The organism is Ferdinandcohnia sp. FSL W7-1320 (genome assembly GCF_038050315.1).
GTDB classification, from domain to species: domain Bacteria; phylum Bacillota; class Bacilli; order Bacillales; family Bacillaceae_L; genus Ferdinandcohnia; species Ferdinandcohnia aciditolerans.
Map to the genome: position 1 here is coordinate 2,433,629 of NZ_JBBPAM010000001.1, position 22,701 is coordinate 2,456,329.

Here is a 22,701-nt window from a genome sequence, read left to right on the forward strand (position 1 = left end):
TGTAGTTTCAACCATGATGATAAATCGCAAATTATACGGATTATAAACTTGGGGGCATCTTTTAACTAATTTATTGGTTATGAGGTGTCTCTTTCTTATTGATATTGCAACCTAACACCTTGAAGATGCATAGTTAGCAAATTTCCTGTAAACTATCAGTAAATTGAACATGCAGGAGTGAGACTCTAATATGCAATATGATGTTAAGAATTCTGATGAATATTTAGAATTACTTGAGGACGATTGGCGAAAAGAGAAACTGCTCGCGATTCGTGAAATGATTTTGGATTATGCACCCGAGTTAGAAGAAGTGATTCGCTATAAAATGTTGAATTATGGTAAAGATGACAACTATGTCTTAGCGTTAAACGCGCAAAAACATTATGTCAGCCTCTATGTAGGTACAATAGATAAGGTAGAAAATGCAGAATCCCTATTAGAGGGCTATAATTATGGAAAAGGCTGCATACGCGTAAAAAAATCGATAAAGGTTGAAGATACGGACTTGGAACAATTTATCCATAAAACACTTGATATGTGGCGCGCCGGAGAAGATATAGATTGTTAATATGGATATAATTTTGTTTTCCTACTGGAAATAAAGTCAGGAAAAATGAATATTATCATCCACTGGACCACCAAACCCCAAATTACTCCGGATCGACCTGTGAACCTGACGGAATCATGATTTCCGTCAGGTTTTTTGTATTCTTGCTTTTATTAAATCAAAGTAATCTAAATTAAAATATAAACATTTTATATTTTTGTATAAGTTTACTTTACTTTTGGTAAATCTAAGTTTATAATTTGATTCAAGAGGTGATGGTCATGAAGAAAGATTTTGGTGATTCGATCTCAAATAAGGTGTATGAATATCGTGTACTCGCCAGAATGTCTCAGCAAGAATTAGCAGAGAAAGTTGGAGTTTCCAAACAAACCATCTTTGTAATGGAAAAAGGTAATTATGTTCCGACTCTATTGTTAGCTTTTCGAATTGCCGAATTTTTTAATGTTGATGTTAACGATATTTTTACTTATGAGAAAGGAAATGATCAAAATGAAAATTAATATGTCAAATATATCTAACGCAATTTTTGATCCATTAAGATCTTGGGCTGAGCAATCACAAGGTAATTGGAACATTCTTATTGTTAGCGGTTTTTTATTGGTTTTTGTCGGTGGGATTCTATCATACGTATTACAGAAAAAAATGGGAGAAGCTGACGAAAGAACAAATCAAATAAAATTAAAAAGTGCGTTCATAATGTTAAGTGGAATCGTTTTGTGCGACGTGATTTTCCCGAAAGAATATATGTGGCAAATATTCTTCTTATTTAAATATTCGCTTGCCTTCCTTGCCTCAGCAGTCTATCTAGCTATACGATATAAAAAAGATTTTATTGGTTAAAGAACGAAGGATTGAAAGCGGGATAAGAGGAGGTTCGAAAAATTATCATAGTTATCAAAACTCGGTTGCAAAAAACGGTTTATCTCCTTCTTTTTTTCCTGTTATTAGTGTCGATATCTGGGTACCTTCAACTAATGAAAGACTTAGTATATCCAAGTATGCCTGTACTGGTCGAGGCTGATTCTATATCGGAGGAATACTTTACTGAACTCTCAGAGCAATATGATCAGATCCAATCTGAGCATAAAAAATGGTATAGATTTGATTCATCTAAAGGAATTGCATCACATGCAATCGTAACAAAAATGATGGATGATTTGGTGGGAAATGAAAAGCTTCTTAACGGACATAAACAATTTAATCTGTTTGTTGATACATTTGATCACCATGTCAAACAACTTCCTTATATCACAGAAGAGATTCATTATTTTCGGAACGAATTGAATCGATATGGAGAGGCACCTGAGCTTTTAGCGGAAATGATTGAACTAGTGGCATGTGGCAAATGGCAGCTATTCAGTGCTAGATACCACCGGTATGAAGTAAGCGAATATGACGCCGCTTATAATGTGAAGTTTATATCATCAGATGGTCGCTTTGAAGTTGTCTATAATGCTGAAACAGGTCAAATCATTAACGATCCGGTAAACATGGGCACGTATAATTTTGCGCCAGGTAGTATCCATCCATGGAAGTATTATCAGCACCATAAATATGATAAAGTTGCTTGGAAGAAATGGAGTAATACGAATCAGATTTCATACAAGGAAATTACAAAGAAGCAGTCAAGGCATGGCTCAACGGAACAAAAGAAAAGTACGGAAGAACTCCAGAAATTAATCGAAGATATTAAGTACGTTTCACAAACGTGTCGATCATGTAGGTTGACAAATGGAATATGCTCTGTGTAATTGTAAGGAAATAAAAAACTTTATTGTAGCAGTTCAGTTTGATATTTCCCCAGTATTTCCAGGGCCTAACCCTCAGAATGAGCTTGGGGTCAAGCCCTTTTTAATGTTTATCTACATAATTCGTGGAGTCACTGTGACCGTAGATAACGGACTTGAAATTGCCATGTCATAAGTAAAGTGACCATTAATAAAAGTTCTAATATATTCATCATCGATTCATGTTTGACCCAGATGGTTAACAGACCCCCTGTAATCATAACGATTGTGCCAACCAAGAGCCAATAAAAGTGAAATCTCTTCGCCAAAATAAAGCCTACAATCCCGAGAACAATTGTTACGATAATGACCATAATCGGACTACCCGAATGACCCGCACTTGTATAGGTCAATATGCCATTTTTCCAATGGGGTTCAAGTTCAAGATTGATTACTGATGTAAATAGTTCATAAAGAATTAACCCGAGAGTCATCAGAAATGCTAAGACCTTCCAGAAGGTTTTCTTGGCCCACGGTAATTCTGTCCCCAAACAGATTCCAAATGCAAATAAAACCAGGGTGGGGGTAAACAGGGCGTGTAACAAAAATCGAACATAGCTGATACTCTCCAGCATTTTTCCTTCACCGATAAATCTACCTAACGCAATGATCAAGTTATCATATATAAGTCCAATAATGACGAATAAGAGTAAATTGGTAAGATGTAATCTTGCTTTTTTAACTAAAAAAATCCCCCAAACAAATAGACAAAGATAACTGAATGCAAGGAAGAAGTAGAGAAAGGATTCCATAGTGACCACATCCTTTTTTCCTATTTTCACCTATTTTTTTAAGGTTACTCTTTTGGATAGTAAATTTAAATTCTGGTACCGAGCCTAGTGCTTAGAAATATCATTAGAGTTATATCCATAAAAACATGATGAATATCGATTTATTGCACTAAAAAGAGAAAAAATTTAGTTGTCTGAACGGAGTATATTGATTTTGGAGAACAGTAATGGTATTCTTCAGGGAGTCTTTTGGTTTAAGTAAGACTCTTTTTTATATTCTGAATGTGGGCTTGTCCTTTAGTTCTGTAAAAGTTTACTAGATGGGGTCTGACATCAATTCCGCAGACTCTTTTTGGTAATGAAAAAAATAGGGAAAAGACCGAACTGTCGACATGTTTCAAGAAAGTGGTGTGAATGATGAGTAAAGGGTATGTTGTAACAGTTTTTTCTTCTGTTCAATGGCTTATTTTTATTTTTGCTAATACAGTAGTTGTACCGATTTCAATAGGAACCGTGTTTGAGGTGCCTCAAGATACGATTGGAATGATGCTAAGATGCTCTTTAATCCTTACAGGGGTAGCTTGTATGTTTCAAGGATGGATAGGACATCGAATGCCCATTATGGAAGGACATTCTGGGTTGTTATGGGGCGTTATATTAAACCTAGGGCTCACTGCTTCTTCGATGGGAATGAGCCTATCTACGATTGGTGGAGGGATCACGACTGGGATTCTACTCGCTTGCGTATTTACAATCGTTTTAGCAGCATGTAATGGTTTGTCACTTTTTCAGTCAATCTTCAGTCCAATGGTCATGTCAGTCTATCTTTTTCTCTTAACCTTCCAATTGATTTTTATCTTCTTTAAAGGAATGTTTCCTTTAACCAAGGATGGAGTATTAGACGTACCGTTGAGTTTATTATCAATCGGAATTGTAATCCTAGTTGTGATTATAAAACTTAAAGGCTCTAAATCTATTAGTAATTTCTCCATTTTAATAGGTTTAATGATTGGATGGATATTGCATGATCTATTTTTTATGGATGTTAGCCAAAGGGCTTTAGAAGCATCCTTGATGTCTTTCACTTTATTTCCTATCGGAGAACCAAATCTAGAGTTTGGGATTATTGGCGTGACATTCTTTGCAGTGGTAATCAATTTGAGCAATACAATTGCTTCGATTGATGCAGCCGGAAAACTGATAAACAAAGAAACCCCACAACATAGATTTCGTAATTCTATCTATGTGACAAGTGTTTTTACGGCGATTGGTACGGTATTTGGGCTAGTACCTTACACACCCTTTACATCCTCAATCGGATTTCTACAAAGCACAAGAATATTTCATCCGAAACCATTCCTTATCGGTGGTGGGTTATTAACAACAATCGGACTGGTTCCTATGTTCGGATCATTCCTTGCAACCATGCCAATTTCAGTAGGAAATGCTGTTTTATTTGTGGCCTATTTACAATTATTCGGTACAGCCTTTAGCAGCCTTAACGGGAAGACGTTTAATTCGAATACAATTTTTCGATTGGCAGCACCTGTTCTAGTTGGGATCAGTATCATGAACATTTCACCCACTGTTTTCGCTGACATCCCACTATATATACAGCCGTTTATTAGCAATGGCTTAATTATAGGTGTTTTACTATCAGTTACGTTAGAGAAAATAGTGAATTGGAAGGTATTTGAGACGGTAGAATTGAACAGGTAGTGGACATTTACTAGAATGATTAGAGTGCCTGGCCCCCGATAAGAGTGCCTGACCCCCAGCGCGGTAATGCTTTACTGTGATGGGGGTCAGGCATTTTTTTATTGATTATCGACAAAATTCGGGGAGTCACTGTGACCGAACTTAAAAATTTTAATTAATTGATTTAACTTTTCAATATATGCTAGCGCTGTTCTCGAATTTGGAGATGTTTCTAAGGTTTTATTAAAACATTCAATAGCCTTAATAAAACTTGTATTGGCACTTGTAGTGTTACCCATATCTCGATAACAATTACCCATTTCCATGTACGTTTTGCCTCTACTATTATGTGTATAAATATACTGTGGTGTATACAGAAGGACTTCATCACTTTTTTTCAAGGCTGTTTCAAACGCTTCAATGGCTAGTGCATAGTTTTTCTGCTTTCTATATAACTTTCCCAGAGAACGGTAGGCTGACCCAAGTCTATTTCGTGAACTTCCTTGTTTTTCTGACAATTCGATTGCTTTTTCAAATGAATTTACTGCTAAATCAAAGTTTTTTAGGGCTTCTTCGTCGTTCCCCAATTCGACGTTAAGTTCTAGTAAATCAGTAGCTGCATGTCCACGTCTTTCATAGCCATCAACATAATCAGGTGCATATTGTATAACTTCATTATAGAAAGATATCGATTGGTTGAAAGATTGCAATTTTTCCTTTGCATGTGTATTCACCGGATATGCTTCAGCAAGTCTCTTATGTGCTAGACCTTTATGAACAAGGACTGTCAGATAGTTTTCTAGACTTTTATCCTGTAAGGCATAATTATATGCATCAATTGCCTGGAAAAAATGGCTTATATTCGTGTTCTCATTCTGAACTTCATCATGTTCTAATTCTCCTAATTTCTCATGAACCTCACCTAATACAGCATAGATATACGAAGACGCAAAACCACCATTTATGATTTGTAGACATTTTTCTAGTGCCAGTTCATATGATTGCTTCGCTTCCTCATACTGAGACATGAATTTATATATTTTTCCAAGACGAGTTAGAACGATGGCAATATCTTTTAATTTCTGTGGCTCATCCTTGGACCATTGCTCCAAATAAGTTAATGCGCTCTTAAAGGCATGAACGGCATTCTCATATTCATTCGTATGTTTATAGATATCACCCAAAATTTGTTGAATATCTGTAATTTCTTGAAAAAAGGAGTTAATTTCCTGTGATTGTTGTAGTTTTTGATAGAGTTTCATGGCATCTATACAATATTTTTCTCCTAATCGATATTGGCCTTTTAACGCATATAACTCTCCAAGCTTATGGTTTACAAAAGCATGTAATCTCTTTTTTTCCGTTTTGAAATCTAGAATTCTTTCAAATTCTTGAATAAGTGTAGACCATTTTCCTTCGTTTACTAAGAGGGGAGAGTGTGTTGAAATCCAATCCGTTATTTCCTTTTCGTCTAGAATGATTTCTCCATGGTGAAGTCCTTCTACAAAAGCTATATGTAATTCAACATCTGGATTATCCTTCTTTAACGTCTCTGTATAATAGTTTAATAGAAAGAAATGAACCCTCTCGAGTATTGGGGAGGGTATATCATTGTACAGCCCTTCCTTCATTAACTTATGCATGGACCATAGTCCACTTCGGTCAATTTCTTGGATAAAAGAGAAATGACAGAACTCATCAAAAGCAGTAGGTTGATAATATGTCTTAAATTCTGTTACCAAGTTCGTAAACAATTGTTCCGACCAAAAACGCGGGACAGATAAAATTTTTAACGTTTCTTTCTCAGTGCGGTCTAAATATTTTAAAAATCGTTTCAGCACTTCACTTGGTCGGTTGGAAAAATCATCAACACAAGGAATACGTTTTTTTGATACCAGTTGAAAAGTATCTACCATTAAGTCTAAATAATAAGGTAAGCCACCACTACCTTGGATAATCGTTTCTTGAATTGTTTTGTCTGTAATTTGGCAAGATTCTAAAAAACTAATGCAATCTTCAGGAGATAGTTCACCTATCAAATGTTGATCTACCACTTGATTCCATTCAGGTTCCTCTTCCCCCCAAGTGATTTTTTCTCGTCCACAAATGACATTTAATACCGAAACATCCTCGAACTGAAGAATAAATTCTCTAATCCATTCATCCCTATCACTAAAGGAACCTATCGAACGGTCATACTCCCAAAGAGCTTCATATGTATCAAAAAAGAACACCGCTTTTTGATTCGATCTTTTCATGTATTCCCTTAAATCAGCTGCCCAATAAACTACTAACATTTCTTCAATATCCTTCGGATGCATGTCTTTCAAGTCTGTTAAAATACCTTTACCAGTTCGATTCCACCATTGAAGGATTTCTTTGTATCGTGCAAAGCCATCAATTAATTTAAGGGTCTTAGGAATCCATTGCGCAACAGGAATATTCTCTAGCTCGTTTATAAGTTCACCAACAAAATTACCTTCTTCTAAAAAAGGAAGAGATTTTCGTTCGGATTTTAAGGTGAGTTGGGACTTCATCCGACTAAAATAAACTGCATATGCAAGATCAAAGGTCGTAAATTTTATCTGATATTCTTTTGTTAATTGTTGTCTCAACCAAATGAGCGCCTCCGATGGGTCTCGATGTTTCTGTTCTCGAAAATCAATAGATACCTTTATAGTAGAAGCGTCAATCGAACTAGTAAGAGAGTACAATTCTTTCAATAACCGAGATTTCCCAATTCCTCCAACCCCGTAAAAAATAAGGACCTTATACTGGTCGTCGCTTAAAGTCTTGAATGCTTTCCTGAATGAATTTCTCGGTTCTTCGCGATCTGTAAACTGCCTTGAAGCCGTATTTTTTAACATTTTGTTAGAAAGTTTTGATCTTAGCATCTTTTCTCCCCTAGTCATATAGTTGTAAGAAAATCACAATTTTTACCATTAAAAGAATTATAACAAACTATTAAATAGTCTAGTAGGGTTAATTGTTAAAAAGCAGGGGGAACAATAAGAACCTCCATCATTGCTTAAAAAATAATTTAAAACTCGAGGTAGGACTGAATATATTCTGGGCTGTTTTTTTGTCGTACTCGAATAATCTTATTACACCATCATTCCGTCACAAATCTTTCACATACAGAGATGCCCTTTTTCTTGAACCCCTGCCTATAACAATGTCGAGGGGTAGTTCAATTTTGAGATAAGGTCTAGGTCTGATATCCCTTCGAATGACGACAGGACTGAGACGGGGGACCTGTCCCTCTGACCTAAAGACAAGGGGCCGCTGTCCCAAAGGAAGGAATGTGATGATGATGGCAAAGTATAGAATTGTGAAGACTGATTTTTGGAAGAATCCGGTTGTTTCGGAGGAGATGACGCCGGAGGATAAGTACTTCTTTTTATATCTTCTAACAAATTCCCACACAACCCAAATTGGAATCTATCGAATTACGAAAAAAGAAATGGCTTTTGATATGGGGTATTCCATTGAGACGGTTCATGCACTGATGGATCGCATGATCGACCACCACAAAATTATTCGTTACAATCCCAAAACAAGAGAAATCGCAATTAAAAACTGGGGAAAATATAACCTGCAAAAAGGCGGGAAACCGGTTATCGATTGTGTTGTATCAGAACTGGAAGAAGTGGAAGATACGACGCTGATTGAATATGTAGCTGAAAATATTGATCGAAATGATATTTTTACGATCTATGAATCTTTTTATGAAAATACTTCAGACTGGGACGAGGGACCTGTCCCTGTGACCCAATCAGGATGGGAAAAAGAGCCTATTATACAACACGCGAACGCATGTTCAGACGATACGTTGTCGACTCGTGGTACGATACGTGGGCAAAAAGAAAAACAAAAAGAAAAACAAAAAGAAAAACAAAAAGAAAAAGAAAATAAAAAACAACAACAGGTTCTTTACCCAAATATAGATAGTGAATCAAAGTCAGGGGATATTCAGGAGATTGTGGAGTGTTGGGACCAAAACGGATTTGGTTTGAACAATGTGAATGCCAAGGAACAATTGTTAGCTTGGTTGGATGGTTCTAGCTTTTTGAATCCGAAAGAGGTGATTTTAAAAGCGATGGATATTGCCTGTGGAAACAATAAGCGAAGGCTAAACTATGTAGTTGGAATTCTGAAAAACTGGGAAAACGAATCGTTACTCACTGTTGATGAAATTGATTTGTATAACGAGGAAAAACAGAAATCTGTTAGAACCATTAAAACGGGTAGAGAAATTCCGACCAGCTATCATTTTAATCCAACGGCAGGTGAGGACTGATGAATTTTGCAGAAACTGCCTATTTAGGGTGCTTGATTAAAGCGAATTACCTAATCAAGGATACCGTGATTTATCCTGAACAGCTAGAAGGCGCCCTTCATCAAGAATTAATGCGGCGGATGGTTGACATTAGTAATGCGGGTAAAAGCATAGATTTGATCTCTCTAACAACTATGCCTGATCTTGAAAACTTCGGGGGCATGTCCTATTTATCGAGCCTGCTTTCACATGCGGATGTTGAGAAATACGAAGAGTTTGAGGGACTTATTATTGATCTATGGAAAGAGCGGGAAAAGAAGAACATCTTGACGCTAGCTAGTATGGGAAATTGGGAGATTTCTAGAGTGATTGGGGAATTGGATAAAATCAACCAGGTGAAGATAAACGATCATACGCCACTTGATCAAGCATTGGTCCAGATGTATGAGGCTCCATGGCAGGAGCAGGAAGTTATGAAAACGGCCACCTCCGGAATCAGGAAGCTTGATGAAATGACGGGAGGTTTCCAGGATGGAGAGGTTACGATTCTTGCAGCAAGACCATCAATGGGAAAGACTGACGTCATGCTGCATTTTGCAAAGGAAGCGGGTTGGGCAGGTTATTTGCCAATCGTCTTTTCACTAGAAATGCCTGAAAAGCTTATTACCACGAGATTAATAGCTTCAACAGGAGGTTATAATCGGTTGAAAATGAGGGATCCTCAAAAATTGTTAAGTCAGAGTCAAAAGGATCGCTGGGCAGATATCATCGGCTACCTGAATGAAACCAATATCCAAATTTTCGATGGTGCCGGTCAAACCGTTTCAGAAATGCGAGCGAAGACCCGAAAAATGTTGCATCAGTTTCCAAACATGAAACCCATTATTTTCATCGATTACTTGACGCTAATTCATTCGAGCGAACTGTACGGAGGCAACGCCCACCTACAAGTAACCGAAATATCGAGAAATCTTAAAACATTGGCGAAGGATTTTAATTGCCCTGTGATTTGTTTGGCACAGTTAAATCGTTCTGTTGAAACAAGAGCTGAAAAACGACCGATGATGTCAGACATTCGGGAATCCGGCAGCATAGAGCAGGATGCAGATGTGATTCTTTTCCTCTATCGCGAAAAGTATTATGACAAGGAAACAGATAACCCGTTCCTTGAAATCATCGTCTCCAAAAACAGAAACGGCCCAGTAGGAACCATACAAGTTACATATAACGAATATACAGGGATAATCGAACAATAAGTGGGACAAGGGGACAGTTCCCAAAGGGGGGAGAACGATTATGAAAGTAAGAGATTTATACATAGATGCGATTTGCTACGAAGAAGTTAGTCTAGCCCATTACATTCATCATTTACTCCAAGAGGGCAAGATTTCATTGGAGGATGATGAATCTAAATTAGATCTTAATGCTGCAGACCATGTAAAGGTAAGGGAAATGATTGAACACAATGTATTAGGCTTTCATAAGATCGGTGTGTACGCATTGAAGAAGAATCAACATGAGTTTGTATTTATTTTTGCAGAGTTCGAACAAGAGGCGATTGAGTTCTTCGCCAAAACGTTTAATCAAACACCACTAAATTGTCACCCGTATTCACTAAATACACAGCTGCTACGAGAACATAAAGTGACGACGTTTTGGGAAATGAGGAAAGAGCATTTGGTCTTTCCTACGATAGCGGGTTTTTATGAAAGGTGAGGACTAGAAATAGGTGATCGTTTTCGTGGGACACGTGATCCTGTCCCCGATTAGACTTGAAAAAAATAAGTTCGCGACAAAATTCGGGGAGCCACTGTGACATAAACTTACAAATAAGAAGAACGAACAACTATCAAATCTAACTGCTAGTTGTTCATTTCTTCCTTACATAAGCCCGACCACCCACTATATGAAATGCCCCTAAGCTTTCTCTTTGTTATAGCTATTCTTTCTAAAGTTATTTAAGTAGTTTTTTCTATATATAAGAATGTTGTTCCTTTGTTTTAGTTTGGTGTTATACCGTAAAATACACAACTACTGAAAGCACTATTGATGTAATTGAAATTGCTATGAGAGGCCTGATTGCCCGTTCACGGACATCTTTTAAGCTTACGTTTAAGCCTAGGCCTACCATTGCAGCGGTTAACAGCCATGTGGTAAGGGTGAAAACGAAATTCATTATATCATCGGGCAATGGAATGGAGTAGCCAAATACATAGCTTCCTAGAATACTCATGACGATAAAACCTACCAGGAACCAAGGGAATTCGATTTTTGCCTTGCCGGTTTCACTGTTGTTATTCTTTCTTTTCATGAAGAAAATTAAAATGAAGCATAGTGGGATAAGGAGGAAAACTCGGCCTAGTTTTGCTAGTAATCCAACAGCGAGTGCATTTTCTCCACCAGGTGCAGCTGCGAGTGCTACATGGGCGACCTCATGTAGACTTGTTCCAGACCAGATTCCATATTGTACTGCTTCAATTGGTAGAATTGGTCTTAAGATCGTGTAAATAATGGCGAAAATAGTCCCGACCAAGGCGATTATCCCAACGCCTATTGCAGTATCCTCATCTTTTGATTTTATAATGGGTGCAACCGCTGCAATGGCAGCAGCTCCGCATACGCCTGTTCCAACACCGAGTAATAGGGATATAGTTTGATCCGCTTTTAGAACTTTTGCTAGCCACATTATAGCAAAAATTGCAAACATGATTACTAGTGCATCCCTTACTAATAACCCAATCCCGTCGCTAAGTACCATTTCGATGTTTAATTTTAAACCATACAAAATGATAGCGAGTCTAAGTATTCGTTTCGATGAAAAGACAATACCTGAGCGAATCATCTCCGGAAAGCCAAAAATTTGCCTGTAAACGATTGCAATAATGATGGCACATGCCATTTGTCCTACATTACTAAATCCTGGTACAAGTGCTAATAAGTATCCTAAAAGTGCTAATAAAAATGTAAAAGCAACCCCGCCAACCAATGCTAATTCCGGTTTTGTCTTTTTTATTGGTAATTGTTTTAATTCAGCTAACGCCATATGTGCACCTCCTGCTTTTACTATATTAGGCGACTGAGTATAAGTAAAATAAGTGTTAATTATAGTTATGATAAGTGATTTGTTATAATAAATGTAGACGGAGAGGAAGTGGAAAAGTGGATCAGCAATTACAGGTATTTATTATGGTTGCAGAAAAGAAGAATTTTTCGCGAGCAGCTGAGGAGCTTCATATGACTCAACCTGCAGTTAGTCAATATATTCGTACTTTGGAAGAAAATCTTGGGGTTCGACTTCTTGAACGAACAAATAAATATGTGCAATTAAATAAAGCGGGCGGGATTGTTTACCACCATGCGAAAGAGATTGTCGGATTATATACACGAATGGAGAAACTTTTGGATGAACTAACAAATAAGGTGAGAGGACCGTTGACAATTGGCGCGAGTTATACATTTGGTGAGTATGTCCTTCCACATGTGTTAGCAGATATGAAAACGGTGTATCCGGATGTTCAGCCAACAGTTAAGATTGATAACACAGAAAGAATTGTTGAGTTGGTGAAAGCACATCAACTTGATATTGGGATTATTGAAGGTCACGTCAAAGAAGAAAAGAACCTTGAAATTGAGGAATTTGCGGCAGATCGAATGGTGATTATTGCTTTACCAAACAACGCATTGGTTGGTGAATTTGGTGACGTGGAGTTAAAAGACCTTGAGGAGCAGGCGTGGATTCTTAGGGAAGAGGGCTCTGGAACAAGGGAAGCTGGGGAAAAGGTTTTTGAACAACTTGGGATTGATCCGAAGAATATTATGACGTTTAGTAGTACACAGTCAGTTAAGGAAGCTGTGAAGGCTGGGTTAGGAATTAGTTTGTTGTCAGAGCTTACAGTAGCAAGTGAGCTTAAAAGTGGTGATTTGATGATAATTGATGTGAATGGATTACAGTTTCCTAGACAATTTTTCATTGTTTTGGGTTCGCCGTTTCGTACGAAGGTATTGGATGAGTTTGTTAGATTACTAAAGGCAAAGGGAAAGAATATATATTAATTTTTGATTCTTATCTATAGACGGAACTTCTGGTTTTTCCTGCGATAGCGGGGTGTTTTGTGAAATAAAGAATAAAAAAAGGACAGGTTCAGTGACACAACTAACTAACTCACAGAACCTGATCCCTAGCGCATTATAGCTTTACCGTACTGGTGGTCAGGTACAAAATATGATCTTTATTATTAATACTGTAATAATAGGTTTGAAACAGCGAGACCGCATGCTGCTAGGGCTCCATTTACATCATTATATTTTTTAAATACGATGTCCCATTTATTATCGATAGGGAGGAGTATTTCATTTTGAGTTAAATGACGGCTAAGAATATTTGTTAATTCAGGCTCATTAAATAACTCCCCATGTAAAATAATCTTATTTGTATCAATCATCATTGGTAGATTATTGATAGTAATCGAGAGGTATTTAATGGCGTTATTAAGAATGTTGATAACGCCTTCGTCACCCATTTTATAGGATCTTAAAATCGTTTCAATCGTAATGCTATGCTTGTCCGGTGCTAATTGCCGCAGGAAAGTTGAATTCGAATTTTCAAAGAGTATCCGAGATTTTTTGATGATCCATGCTTCACTTGCGTACGTTTGCAAGCAGCCTATTTTACCACATTCACACAATTCTCCGCCTGGTTGAACAATTGTATGACCGACTTCACCCACTAAGAAATTGCCTTTTCCATAAGTGTTTCCTTCGTACATATAAGAGCAAAACATTCCTCTACCCACATGAAAGAAAATAAAGTTCTGATCCTTGTAATTCCCACCAAATATCCTCTCTGAAATGGCCATAGAATGAACATTATTTTGAAAGTAAATCGGTAAATCAAAACTGTCCAACACAGCTCCCAGATTGAAATTCTTCCAAAGTACCTTATTGCTGTATATCGTTTTCTCTTTTTCATTAAAATGTCCTGGTAACGCTATACCTATCGCTTTAGGTTGGTAGGAGCTACAAAAAAGAATAAACTGTTTTAATTCATTTATAAAATAATCTACTGTTAACACAACACTTTGGTTTCCAGAATCCAATTTGATGATTTTTTTTTCATGAATTTTTCCAGTATTGTTACTTAAACAGAAGGATAAATATTTTTCAGATAACTCACATCCAATATAAAAACTATGGCCTTCTGCTATATCTAATAGAATCCTCTTACGGCCTAATCCTTTGTTATCTGCAGAATCTTCTCCAAGTTCGTAAACCAACTTATCTTCTATTAAATGTCCGGTAAGTTCACTAACGGTGGCAGGAGTTATGCCGGTTAGTTTGGAGATTTCAATACGGGAAATAGGTCCCTTTACATAGATTGTATCTAAAATTTTCGCAAGTAATTTCATTTGTTTATTTGTTAACTGCATAGTGGTTTTACTCCTTCCCAACCAAATAAAGGAATTTATCCTATTAATTATAAATTATAATAAACAAATGATAACAAATCAATCAATATTCATGTATTTGCATACAATTCGTTATTCACCAAGAATTGTGGAGGCTATATCAAGTAAGCAGGTGAATAATAAATTGAAAATTTAATATTTTATTTTTTATCCATTGACAAAAGCGTTTACACGAACTAGTATTTAATTATAAATTATTATTAATTAAAGTAAATTTTTCGGGTTTTACTTTACTTTTAATAATAAATAAAAATTAAGGAGGTCTAGCCGAGGAGTATCCATTCTTTTTTGAGCGACCACTTTTTCTTGCATCAAGACTGGCTCCGGATTTTATGAACATTTTTAAATGGTTGCGTTTTCATTAGAGTAGATGACGAACTGCTAATAAAAAAGAATAGATACATAGATACTAAGAATAGTAAACAATTAGAAATAAAGGGCAATTAGTATTTGATTCATTGCTTGAATATTTACTTATTAAAGAAGGAGGAAGAAAAGTGAGTAGAGTGAATGGCTTTTTGGAAGAACGACTTATGCCAGTTGCTTCGAAAGTAGGTAATAACAAGTTTCTCATTGCAATTCGGGATGGAATCACATTAGCCATGCCGTTAATTATTATAGGCTCTCTTTTTATGATTATAGCTAGCTTTCCGATTGCAAGTTGGGAAGCATGGTTAGGTGAAATTGGTGTTGCGGATTATTTATGGAAAGGAACAGATAGTAGTTTCGGATTGATTGGTTTAGTTGCCAGTTTCGGTATTGCTTATAGTTTAGCAAGGCAGTACAAAGTAGATGGGATTGGATCAGGAATCATTTCCTTATCAGCATTTATCATGGCAACCCCATTTATTTCTTCTGATGCTGGGGCTGGAATGCCTGTTGCTTATATGGGAGCTAAAGGTTTATTCATTGCAATCATTATGGGATTGATTAATGGCTATATTTATCAGTGGTTTATTAATAAAAATATTCAAATTAAACTACCTGACAGTGTTCCACAAGCCGTTTCTAGAAGTTTTAGCGCAATTATTCCGGGTGCTGTCATTATTACGATGTGGTTAGTCATTTACGGGGCTTTAACCTCATTAAATCTACCTAACGTCCATGACATTGCACAAGTCATCCTAGGTAAACCATTAGGACTATTAGGTAATAATGTTTTCGGAACAATTATCGTGGTTGGTCTGAACAGTTTATTCTGGTTTGTGGGCATTCATGGAGGAAACGTTGTCAACTCTGTGATGCAGCCAGTTTGGATTGCCAACTTAGATGCTAACCGTTTGGCTTATCAAGCGAACGAAGAATTACAACATATTATCACTGTGTCCTTCATGGACAACTTCGTCTATATTGGCGGTGGTGGTGCGACAATTGGTTTAGTTCTGGTTTTAGGATATTTGGCTCGTAAAAAGCATACGAGCAAACAAACAAAAGCCTTGGCACCGATTACTGTAACACCTGGCTTGTTTAACATTAATGAACCAACCATGTTCGGTGTTCCGGTTGTTCTAAACGTGATGTTAATCGTTCCATTTATTCTTGCTCCAATCGTTAACGTGATTGTTGCCTATTCAGCACTAGCGATGGGACTTGTACCATTAACGAAAGCCGCAGCCTCTTGGACAATGCCACCAATCATTAGCGGATTTTTAATAACAGGTAGCATAAGTGGGTCAATCCTACAAATTGTATTAATTGCTTTGGATATCTTGCTTTACTTACCATTTGTACTAGCGATTGAAAAACGCTATAAAGCACTAGAACGAAAAGAAGAATCAACAGTAAAAAAAGTAAATGTTGACAAAGGTATTGTGTCGTAAGGTGAGGCTTTTATTTTAAAGAGTCGCCACCTTTAAAAATAGCAAACTATTGAAATGACTAAAAATCAAAAATGGACCTAAGAACAACTACAATAAGCAAGTGAAGGGATATGAGTTAAAAATGGTAAAACGATTGATTAGTGCAAATGCATCAGAAATAGTAGAAATGACGGCAACTGAACTAAAGCAAAGCATCAAAGCAAGTGCAGGACGTGTGATTATGTCTGAAAATGTTGCTGTCCGTGAATCATATATTGGCGATATTACCAATGCAGAAATCGCTCGTGCGTTTGGTGCTGATTTGATTCTATTGAATGGTGTTGATGTGTTTTCACCGAAGATTGCTGGACTCGAAATCGAAGAAGGTTCTTTCGTAGATGAACTTCGCCGGTTAGTCGGTCGTCCGATTGGTATAAATTTAGAGCCAGTGGATCATGCAGCAAATATGGAGGAAGAAAGACTAATCATCTCAAAAGGCCGCCAAGCAAATATAGAAAGCATTCAGGAAGTTGAAAGATTGGGACTTGATTTTGTATGTTTGACGGGGAACCCTGGTACTGGTGTAACAAATGAGCAAATTCAAAGAACAATCCAACTTACCAAAGAGCATTTTACTGGACTGATAATCGCTGGAAAAATGCACGGAGCAGGAGTCGATGAACCTATTGCGGATGCAGGTGTGGTAGAAGGATTTATTGAGGCAGGTGCAGACATCATATTAGTTCCTGCAGTGGGGACTGTCCCAGGTTTTGATGAAGAGGAACTGAAGAAAATTGTCAAAAAAGCTCATCAACACGGTGCTTTGGTTTTATCTGCGATTGGAACGAGTCAAGAAAGCGCCGATGAAGATACGATTAAGCAAATAGCCATCCGAAATAAAATTTGTGGAGTAGATATTCAACACATCGGTGATGCAGGGTACTCCGGACTTGCGCCTGTAGAAAATATTTTTGCGATGAGTAAAGCAATTCGAGGCATTCGACACACTGTATCTATGGTATCTCGCTCGATTAATAGATAGTAATTATTCAATCATTCAAAGGAGGAATATGTGATGAAAACGATTATGTTAGTATGTGTGGCGGGAATGAGTACGAGTTTACTAGTTTCAAAGATGCAAAAAGCAGCAGAAGAACAAGGTATTGAAGCGAATATCTTCGCGAGATCAGCGCAAGAAATTGAATTTGCTCTCGAACAAAATGATGTAGATGTACTATTACTAGGACCCCAAGTCAGATATATGAGAAAACAAATTGAAGAAGAATTAAAAGGGAAGAATATCCCGATTGAAGCCATTAATATGCAGGATTACGGGATGATGAACGGACAAAAAGTTCTTGAACAAGCCTTACAAATAATTGCTAGTAAATAAGTTTTAGAAAATAAACCTTGTAAGTTGTGGGAGGTAGAATTTATGACAATTGATACGAACCAATATTATGAGTTGTCGTTTCAAATCATTAGTAATGTAGGAATGGCTAAAAGTCTGGCAATGGAGGCGCTATATGCAGCCAAAGAAGGCAATTTTGAAGTTGTTGAAGAAAAATTGTCTGAATCTAAAAAGTTTTATATAGAAGGTCATAAAATGCATGCTTCACTTATTCAGAAAGAGGCTAGTGGAGAAAAGCTTGATTTCTCACTTATGCTTATGCATGCGGAAGATCAGCTGATGAATGTAGATACGATTACGCTTTTAGTTACAGAGATGATTGAAATGTATAAGCGTTTTAAATAGATGATTCTTTTAAAACGCATTGAATATGACAAAGTCTAACGATTTTAAAAAAACGATGGAGGTGCTTTTCTTGAAGAATAGTAAATTTCTTGTAACCCTTATTACTCTCGTTTTATTTAGTTTCATATTTTCAATGGCTGTATCTGCAGAAGAAAATGTTAACCTGATTAAAAATGGTGACTTTGAATTGGAAGATAATAGCTGGAATAGTCGAAATCAAGGTGTGATTGCTACAGGTGTCAGCTATGGAGATGGAAACAAATCAGGTAGTGTGCCAAATACAGCACTATCTGGAGATTTTGGCAGTGGTTATATTGGACAAATTGTGAATGTAGAACCTAACACGACTTATCGTGTAACGGCCATGGGTAAAGTTGACGTTGAAGGTGCAGCAGGAATCTTCACAGGTAGATGGTGGAATAATGGGACTCAAGGTTCTGTTATTACGAAAGAAGGAACAGACCTAAGCGAGGGTGGAACGATTGTCGATCAAGCCATTACCAGTTTGGATTGGGAAGAAGTTTCCTATAAGTTCAACTCTGGAAATCATAATCAAGTTTTAATCCAATTAGTAAAATGGTCTGATCAAGAAGCTACAAAGAGTGCAAATCTCTATATCGATCATGTAACAATGGTGAAGGTTGATGGAAGTTCTGAAGGGGAAGAAAGCCCTGAATATAATTTGGTTTGGGAAGACAATTTCGATCAAGATCAATTAAATATGGTCGATTGGGGTTATGAGCTCGGATCTATTCGTGGCTGGGAACAGCAGCACTATGTGAATAATCCGGAAAATGTATATCTCAGTGACGGGAAACTCGTTCTACAAGCAACAGATCGAGCGGTAGAAGATCAATATAATAATCCTCGTAATCCTGACAGAACAGTAATCTATAACTCTGGAAGTATTCGGACACACGGCAAGCGTGAATTCTTATATGGAAAAATCGAAATTCGTGCTAAATTGCCGAAGGGGCAAGGCGTATTTCCTGCCTTCTGGACCTTAGGAGCAGATTTTGTACTGGATGGAAAAATTAATGGATTACAAGGACGTGGTTGGCCAAGAACGGGTGAAATCGATATTACCGAGTTAGTTGGTTCAGCTACAGATGGATCGTGGTATAACCGTACGGTTTGGCAGACTATTCATTATGGTGCAGGTACAGAAAATAACGGAAAATATGCAGGTAATGGAACAGGATATACAATTCCTTCAGGAAACTTCAACGATGATTTTCACGTGTTTGGTATCGACTGGTCAGAGGGACTAATCAAATGGTACGTAGATGATACAATCGTAAGAGTGGTTGATTATTCTGATGATCCATTAGCAATGTCAGTCTTTAACAAGCCTCACTATATTCAACTTAATTTAGCAATGGGGGGAGCTTGGCCAGGTCCAGTTGGAACTGATTTAGCAGGTACCAAATTTGAAATTGATTATGTAAAATACATGAAATCTGCTGAACAAGAAGAGGATGCGAAGAAATATTACGCTACTGCACCAACACTTGATGGTGTTAAAGATATTACCATTACACAAGGTGAAAGTATTGATTTAGTTGCAGGATTACAAACAGAGGAGAATAACGAAATCGACTTTTCGATAGATGATGAATATATGTTTTCTTCAACAGGAGGCAACACAAATGTTCAATTACTAGTTAAAGGTAAGCATGAAATGGAGAAAATTTCGGAGCTTCCTGTGGGTCAATACAATATTCATTATAGTGCTTTTCCTAAAGGTGTAGATCTTAATGAGGATCTTTCGGCTAAAGTAACGCGAAAAACTGTAAAATTAACCGTTGAACCTAAGCCCGAATTAATTGTTAAACCCGAGCCGAAGGGTAACAAATATACCGTGGTTGGGGATTCGTTAAATGAGTTGGAGAAAGTAACTACTGTAATTGTTGAGATTGCTGAGAATAAAAATGCCAAAGTCGTACTAACGAAAGAAGCAATTACAAAGCTTAAAGAAGTAAATCCTACTCTTGTTATCACAAATGGCGTAGTAAAGATTCAAATTCAGGCAGTTGATTTGCCTGACCGTGAAACAGAATTTAAAATGTAGGATGAAAAAGTATTAAGTGAATCCGTTTTAGTTAGAGATGACTTTACAATCAAATTAAGAGCTAATCAAAAGCTTAGCGGGAAAGTCATCTGTTCTTGAGAATGTGAAGGTCTCCTACTAGAACGAAACAATGAAGAATCGGGAAGTCATTGGCAGAGAGTACAAAGACGGGAAAATAACTGTCGAAACAGACTTTATTAATAATTTGGTGTATTTGAAATTGAATAGGTAAAGGTGTCCCTATAAAGAATAATGGTGTTGATCAAGAGATTCTAACTGATCAACACCTTTTTTTATTGATTAGGTTTGCTGGTACTTGAACAACACGTTAATGCTTTATTATGTCTGGAATCATTCGTTATTGATTGGCTTTTAGAACCAGAAGGTAGAAAAGGCCCACAAAAAATATATCGGGTTAACTTAAAATTTGTGTAGAACTTGATAATAAAGACAGTTATATAAGACGAAAAGAAATTAATTTTTGTAAAAATACAGAATTTTTTCTCTATATTGTAATAATTTCAATCCTTAATTTTAAAAAAAATGAAATGACAAACTATGTTAGAAATTGAGCGGTTTGAACTACTTCCTATTTTAGTTGTTATTTGTCTAGGTGTAGTAAAAAAAAAAGTGTAATTCCCTTAAAAGTATAGGTTTTTAATCTTATTGATTTTAGGGGAGGTAGCACATTTAGTGGTACCTATTTGTATGGCTGCATCTTGGAGAATAAAAGTAGTAAGGTTGAAAACTATATTTTATCGAAATAGTATATTTAAGATTAGTAAGATTTTGAATGTATTAAATATATTGACAACTCAAAATGGTAATAATAAAATTTAACTAAACTGGGCTAGCCAATAGCCCATTAACCCACTTTGTGAGGAGGTGACAAAATAAGATGAGCAAGTCTATTTTTTCTGGCGTTCGTAGAACCGAGAGATTGTATGAAAAAATCGTAGAGCAGATACGAGATTTAATACAAGAAGGAAAATTAAAGCCTGGCGATCGGTTGCCAAGTGAACGTGAGTTAGCTGAGGATTTGGGTTGCAGTCGTACTTCGTTAAGGGAAGCCTTTAGAGTTTTAGAGTCTGAGGGGATTGTAATATCGAAGCCAGGCGGTGGTAGATTTATACAGCACTTTGATCAGGGTTTGGTGATGGAATACCGGTTTAATCCTGTAGATATGTTAGAGAAAACTGCGATTTTATACTTTTTAGAGGCTAGAGAAACGTTAGAGCCCAAAATTGCAGAATTAGCTAGCTTAAGGGCTAATGATGAAGATATACAAAAAATTGAAAGCGTTCTATTTAGGATGGAAGAAAAGCTTAAGTATCCAAACGAAGCGGTGCAGGAAGATAGTAACTTCCATATGGCATTAGCTGAGGCAACAAAGAATTTTGTTTTTGTCAGTATGATGGAAACCAATTTAAATTTGGTTCGTCAAGTTCGAAAACAAACGTTGATATCACCAGAGCGATATATTGAATCATTAGCTGAGCACAGAGCTATTTTAGAGGCTGTAAAAAATCGTGATGTTCAAGCTGCAATTGACGCTACCAACATACATTTACAAAGTTTACGCAAAAATGTGCTGAAAAATATACAAATTTCTAAGCCGGTAGAATAATCATATAAACTATTTGAAAAAATGGCATACGAAAGAAGGTTTAGTAGATGAAAATTGGACTGTTTAATGATAATTGTCTAGGTATTGTTAATGGAGAATTCATAATTGATATTAGTAGTTTAGTAGAGTGGAATAAAAAAGAGCCTCAAAAGTCACTTGTGAAATTTATGGCCGATTTTGAAGAAAAGAGAAACGAAATAGAAAAACAATTAACAACATTACCCTCGTACCTATTAAAGGATGTTTCATTGTGTGCACCTGTACCCAATCCTAGTAAAATTGTTGCGGCTCCTATAAATTATGTTCTTCACCAAGAGGAAATGAATGTGGCTTTAACTGTAGATCGTTTAGGTTTCTTCTTGAAAGCGCCATCATCAATTATCGGCCCAGATGAAACGGTTTTATTACCGTTTAAAGACCGAAGAACAGACCATGAAGCGGAAATTGCTTTCGTAATAGGACGTGAAGCGAAAGATGTTCCTGCATCGGAAGCAGCGGATTATATTTTTGGATATTTTGCACTAATGGATATTACAGTTCGTGGAAAAGAAGATCGCCCTTGGAGGAAATCATTTGACACATTTACTCCGATAGGACCATGGATTGTTACAGGTGACGAGGTTGAAGATCCTAATAACTTACAGATGAATCTTTGGGTGAATGAAGAAATTCGACAATCCGCCAATACGAGCGATTTAATATACGATTGTTATAAGTTTTTGGAAGCAGCTTCAAAAGTAATGACTCTTTATCCAGGAGATATCGTAACAACAGGTACACCTGAAGGGGTGGCACCTATTACAAAAGGGGATACTATCAGAATTAATATTGAAAGAATAGGAGAGTTCTCCGTGTCTGTTGACTATAAAGAGGATGCTGAACTTACAAACAAGGTAAAGGTTAACCAAATATAAAGAAAT

Annotated in this window: 20 protein-coding genes; 16 read left to right on the forward strand and 4 right to left on the reverse strand. The window is 36.7% G+C overall.

The genetic code is table 11. The features are described 5' to 3' along the window. The first annotated feature begins 190 nt into the window (after positions 1-190). The 4 genes from NST91_RS12310 (at position 191) to NST91_RS12325 (ending at position 2,319) form a co-directional block, all read left to right on the forward strand. Entirely contained in the window at positions 191-568 is a 378-nt protein-coding gene (locus tag NST91_RS12310) for an iron chaperone (protein ID WP_341331365.1), read from the forward strand. 260 nt (positions 569-828) lie between these two features. Next, positions 829-1,068: a helix-turn-helix domain-containing protein gene (locus NST91_RS12315; protein WP_121445920.1), complete on the forward strand. Its 240-nt coding sequence runs from the start codon at positions 829-831 to the stop codon at positions 1,066-1,068. Next, a complete protein-coding gene (locus NST91_RS12320; protein WP_341331366.1) occupies positions 1,058-1,408 on the forward strand; it encodes a DUF2178 domain-containing protein in 351 nt (116 codons plus the stop codon). Before NST91_RS12315 ends, NST91_RS12320 begins: the two co-directional genes overlap by 11 nt. Before the next feature lie 134 nt (positions 1,409-1,542). Beyond that, on the forward strand, positions 1,543-2,319 hold the full coding sequence (locus tag NST91_RS12325; protein WP_341331367.1) for a hypothetical protein: 777 nt from the start codon (positions 1,543-1,545) through the stop codon (positions 2,317-2,319). A 128-nt stretch (positions 2,320-2,447) separates the two neighbouring features. Here NST91_RS12325 and NST91_RS12330 read toward each other — a convergent pair whose 3' ends face one another. Next, entirely contained in the window at positions 2,448-3,107 is a 660-nt protein-coding gene (locus tag NST91_RS12330) for a hypothetical protein (RefSeq protein ID WP_341331368.1), read from the reverse strand. 396 nt (positions 3,108-3,503) lie between these two features. Between NST91_RS12330 and NST91_RS12335 the strand changes: the two genes are divergently transcribed. After that, the gene (locus NST91_RS12335; RefSeq protein ID WP_341331369.1) at positions 3,504-4,805 is read left to right on the forward strand and encodes a uracil/xanthine transporter; all 1,302 of its coding nucleotides are present in this window, start codon (positions 3,504-3,506) and stop codon (positions 4,803-4,805) included. A gap of 98 nt (positions 4,806-4,903) precedes the next feature. Here NST91_RS12335 and NST91_RS12340 read toward each other — a convergent pair whose 3' ends face one another. Next, positions 4,904-7,678 (reverse strand): tetratricopeptide repeat protein, encoded by a 2,775-nt coding sequence (locus NST91_RS12340; protein ID WP_341331370.1) that lies wholly within the window; start codon positions 7,676-7,678, stop codon positions 4,904-4,906. Between the two features lie 413 nt (positions 7,679-8,091). On the opposite strand from NST91_RS12340, the gene NST91_RS12345 reads away from it, so the two are divergent. Genes NST91_RS12345 through NST91_RS12355 form a run of 3 tightly spaced genes read left to right on the forward strand, consistent with a single transcriptional unit; the run spans position 8,092 to position 10,779 of the window. After that, positions 8,092-9,084 carry a DnaD domain-containing protein gene (locus NST91_RS12345; RefSeq protein ID WP_341331371.1) on the forward strand — a complete coding sequence of 331 codons (993 nt, stop codon included), beginning with the start codon at positions 8,092-8,094 and terminating at the stop codon, positions 9,082-9,084. Further along, entirely contained in the window at positions 9,084-10,319 is a 1,236-nt protein-coding gene (locus NST91_RS12350; protein ID WP_341331372.1) for a DnaB-like helicase C-terminal domain-containing protein, read from the forward strand. Before NST91_RS12345 ends, NST91_RS12350 begins: the two co-directional genes overlap by 1 nt. A gap of 40 nt (positions 10,320-10,359) precedes the next feature. Then, positions 10,360-10,779, forward strand: coding sequence for a hypothetical protein (locus NST91_RS12355; RefSeq protein WP_341331373.1), 420 nt, complete (start codon positions 10,360-10,362; stop codon positions 10,777-10,779). Between the two features lie 295 nt (positions 10,780-11,074). Here the strand turns inward: NST91_RS12355 and NST91_RS12360 are convergent, their stop codons facing one another. Then, positions 11,075-12,106 (reverse strand): YeiH family protein, encoded by a 1,032-nt coding sequence (locus NST91_RS12360; protein ID WP_341331374.1) that lies wholly within the window; start codon positions 12,104-12,106, stop codon positions 11,075-11,077. Positions 12,107-12,222: 116 nt separating this feature from the next. Between NST91_RS12360 and NST91_RS12365 the strand changes: the two genes are divergently transcribed. Continuing rightward, positions 12,223-13,116: a selenium metabolism-associated LysR family transcriptional regulator gene (locus tag NST91_RS12365; RefSeq protein ID WP_341331375.1), complete on the forward strand. Its 894-nt coding sequence runs from the start codon at positions 12,223-12,225 to the stop codon at positions 13,114-13,116. Positions 13,117-13,298: 182 nt separating this feature from the next. On the opposite strand, the gene NST91_RS12370 is transcribed toward NST91_RS12365, so the two are convergent. Continuing rightward, the gene (locus NST91_RS12370; RefSeq protein WP_341331376.1) at positions 13,299-14,489 is read right to left on the reverse strand and encodes an ROK family transcriptional regulator; all 1,191 of its coding nucleotides are present in this window, start codon (positions 14,487-14,489) and stop codon (positions 13,299-13,301) included. 536 nt (positions 14,490-15,025) lie between these two features. Between NST91_RS12370 and NST91_RS12375 the strand changes: the two genes are divergently transcribed. The 7 genes from NST91_RS12375 to NST91_RS12405 all read left to right on the forward strand — a co-directional run bounded on the left by NST91_RS12375 (position 15,026) and on the right by NST91_RS12405 (position 22,695). Further along, positions 15,026-16,348 carry a PTS sugar transporter subunit IIC gene (locus tag NST91_RS12375; protein WP_341331377.1) on the forward strand — a complete coding sequence of 441 codons (1,323 nt, stop codon included), beginning with the start codon at positions 15,026-15,028 and terminating at the stop codon, positions 16,346-16,348. Between the two features lie 121 nt (positions 16,349-16,469). Next, entirely contained in the window at positions 16,470-17,369 is a 900-nt protein-coding gene (locus NST91_RS12380; protein ID WP_341331378.1) for a DUF7916 family protein, read from the forward strand. Positions 17,370-17,402: 33 nt separating this feature from the next. After that, positions 17,403-17,720 carry a PTS sugar transporter subunit IIB gene (locus NST91_RS12385; protein WP_121445936.1) on the forward strand — a complete coding sequence of 106 codons (318 nt, stop codon included), beginning with the start codon at positions 17,403-17,405 and terminating at the stop codon, positions 17,718-17,720. Positions 17,721-17,762: 42 nt separating this feature from the next. Further along, the gene (locus tag NST91_RS12390; protein WP_341331379.1) at positions 17,763-18,083 is read left to right on the forward strand and encodes a PTS sugar transporter subunit IIA; all 321 of its coding nucleotides are present in this window, start codon (positions 17,763-17,765) and stop codon (positions 18,081-18,083) included. 70 nt (positions 18,084-18,153) lie between these two features. Next, positions 18,154-20,154 (forward strand): family 16 glycosylhydrolase, encoded by a 2,001-nt coding sequence (locus NST91_RS12395; protein WP_341331380.1) that lies wholly within the window; start codon positions 18,154-18,156, stop codon positions 20,152-20,154. A gap of 898 nt (positions 20,155-21,052) precedes the next feature. Continuing rightward, positions 21,053-21,781, forward strand: coding sequence for a FadR/GntR family transcriptional regulator (locus tag NST91_RS12400; protein ID WP_341331381.1), 729 nt, complete (start codon positions 21,053-21,055; stop codon positions 21,779-21,781). Positions 21,782-21,828: 47 nt separating this feature from the next. Further along, positions 21,829-22,695 carry a fumarylacetoacetate hydrolase family protein gene (locus tag NST91_RS12405; RefSeq protein ID WP_341331382.1) on the forward strand — a complete coding sequence of 289 codons (867 nt, stop codon included), beginning with the start codon at positions 21,829-21,831 and terminating at the stop codon, positions 22,693-22,695. The last annotated feature ends 6 nt before the right edge of the window (positions 22,696-22,701 follow it).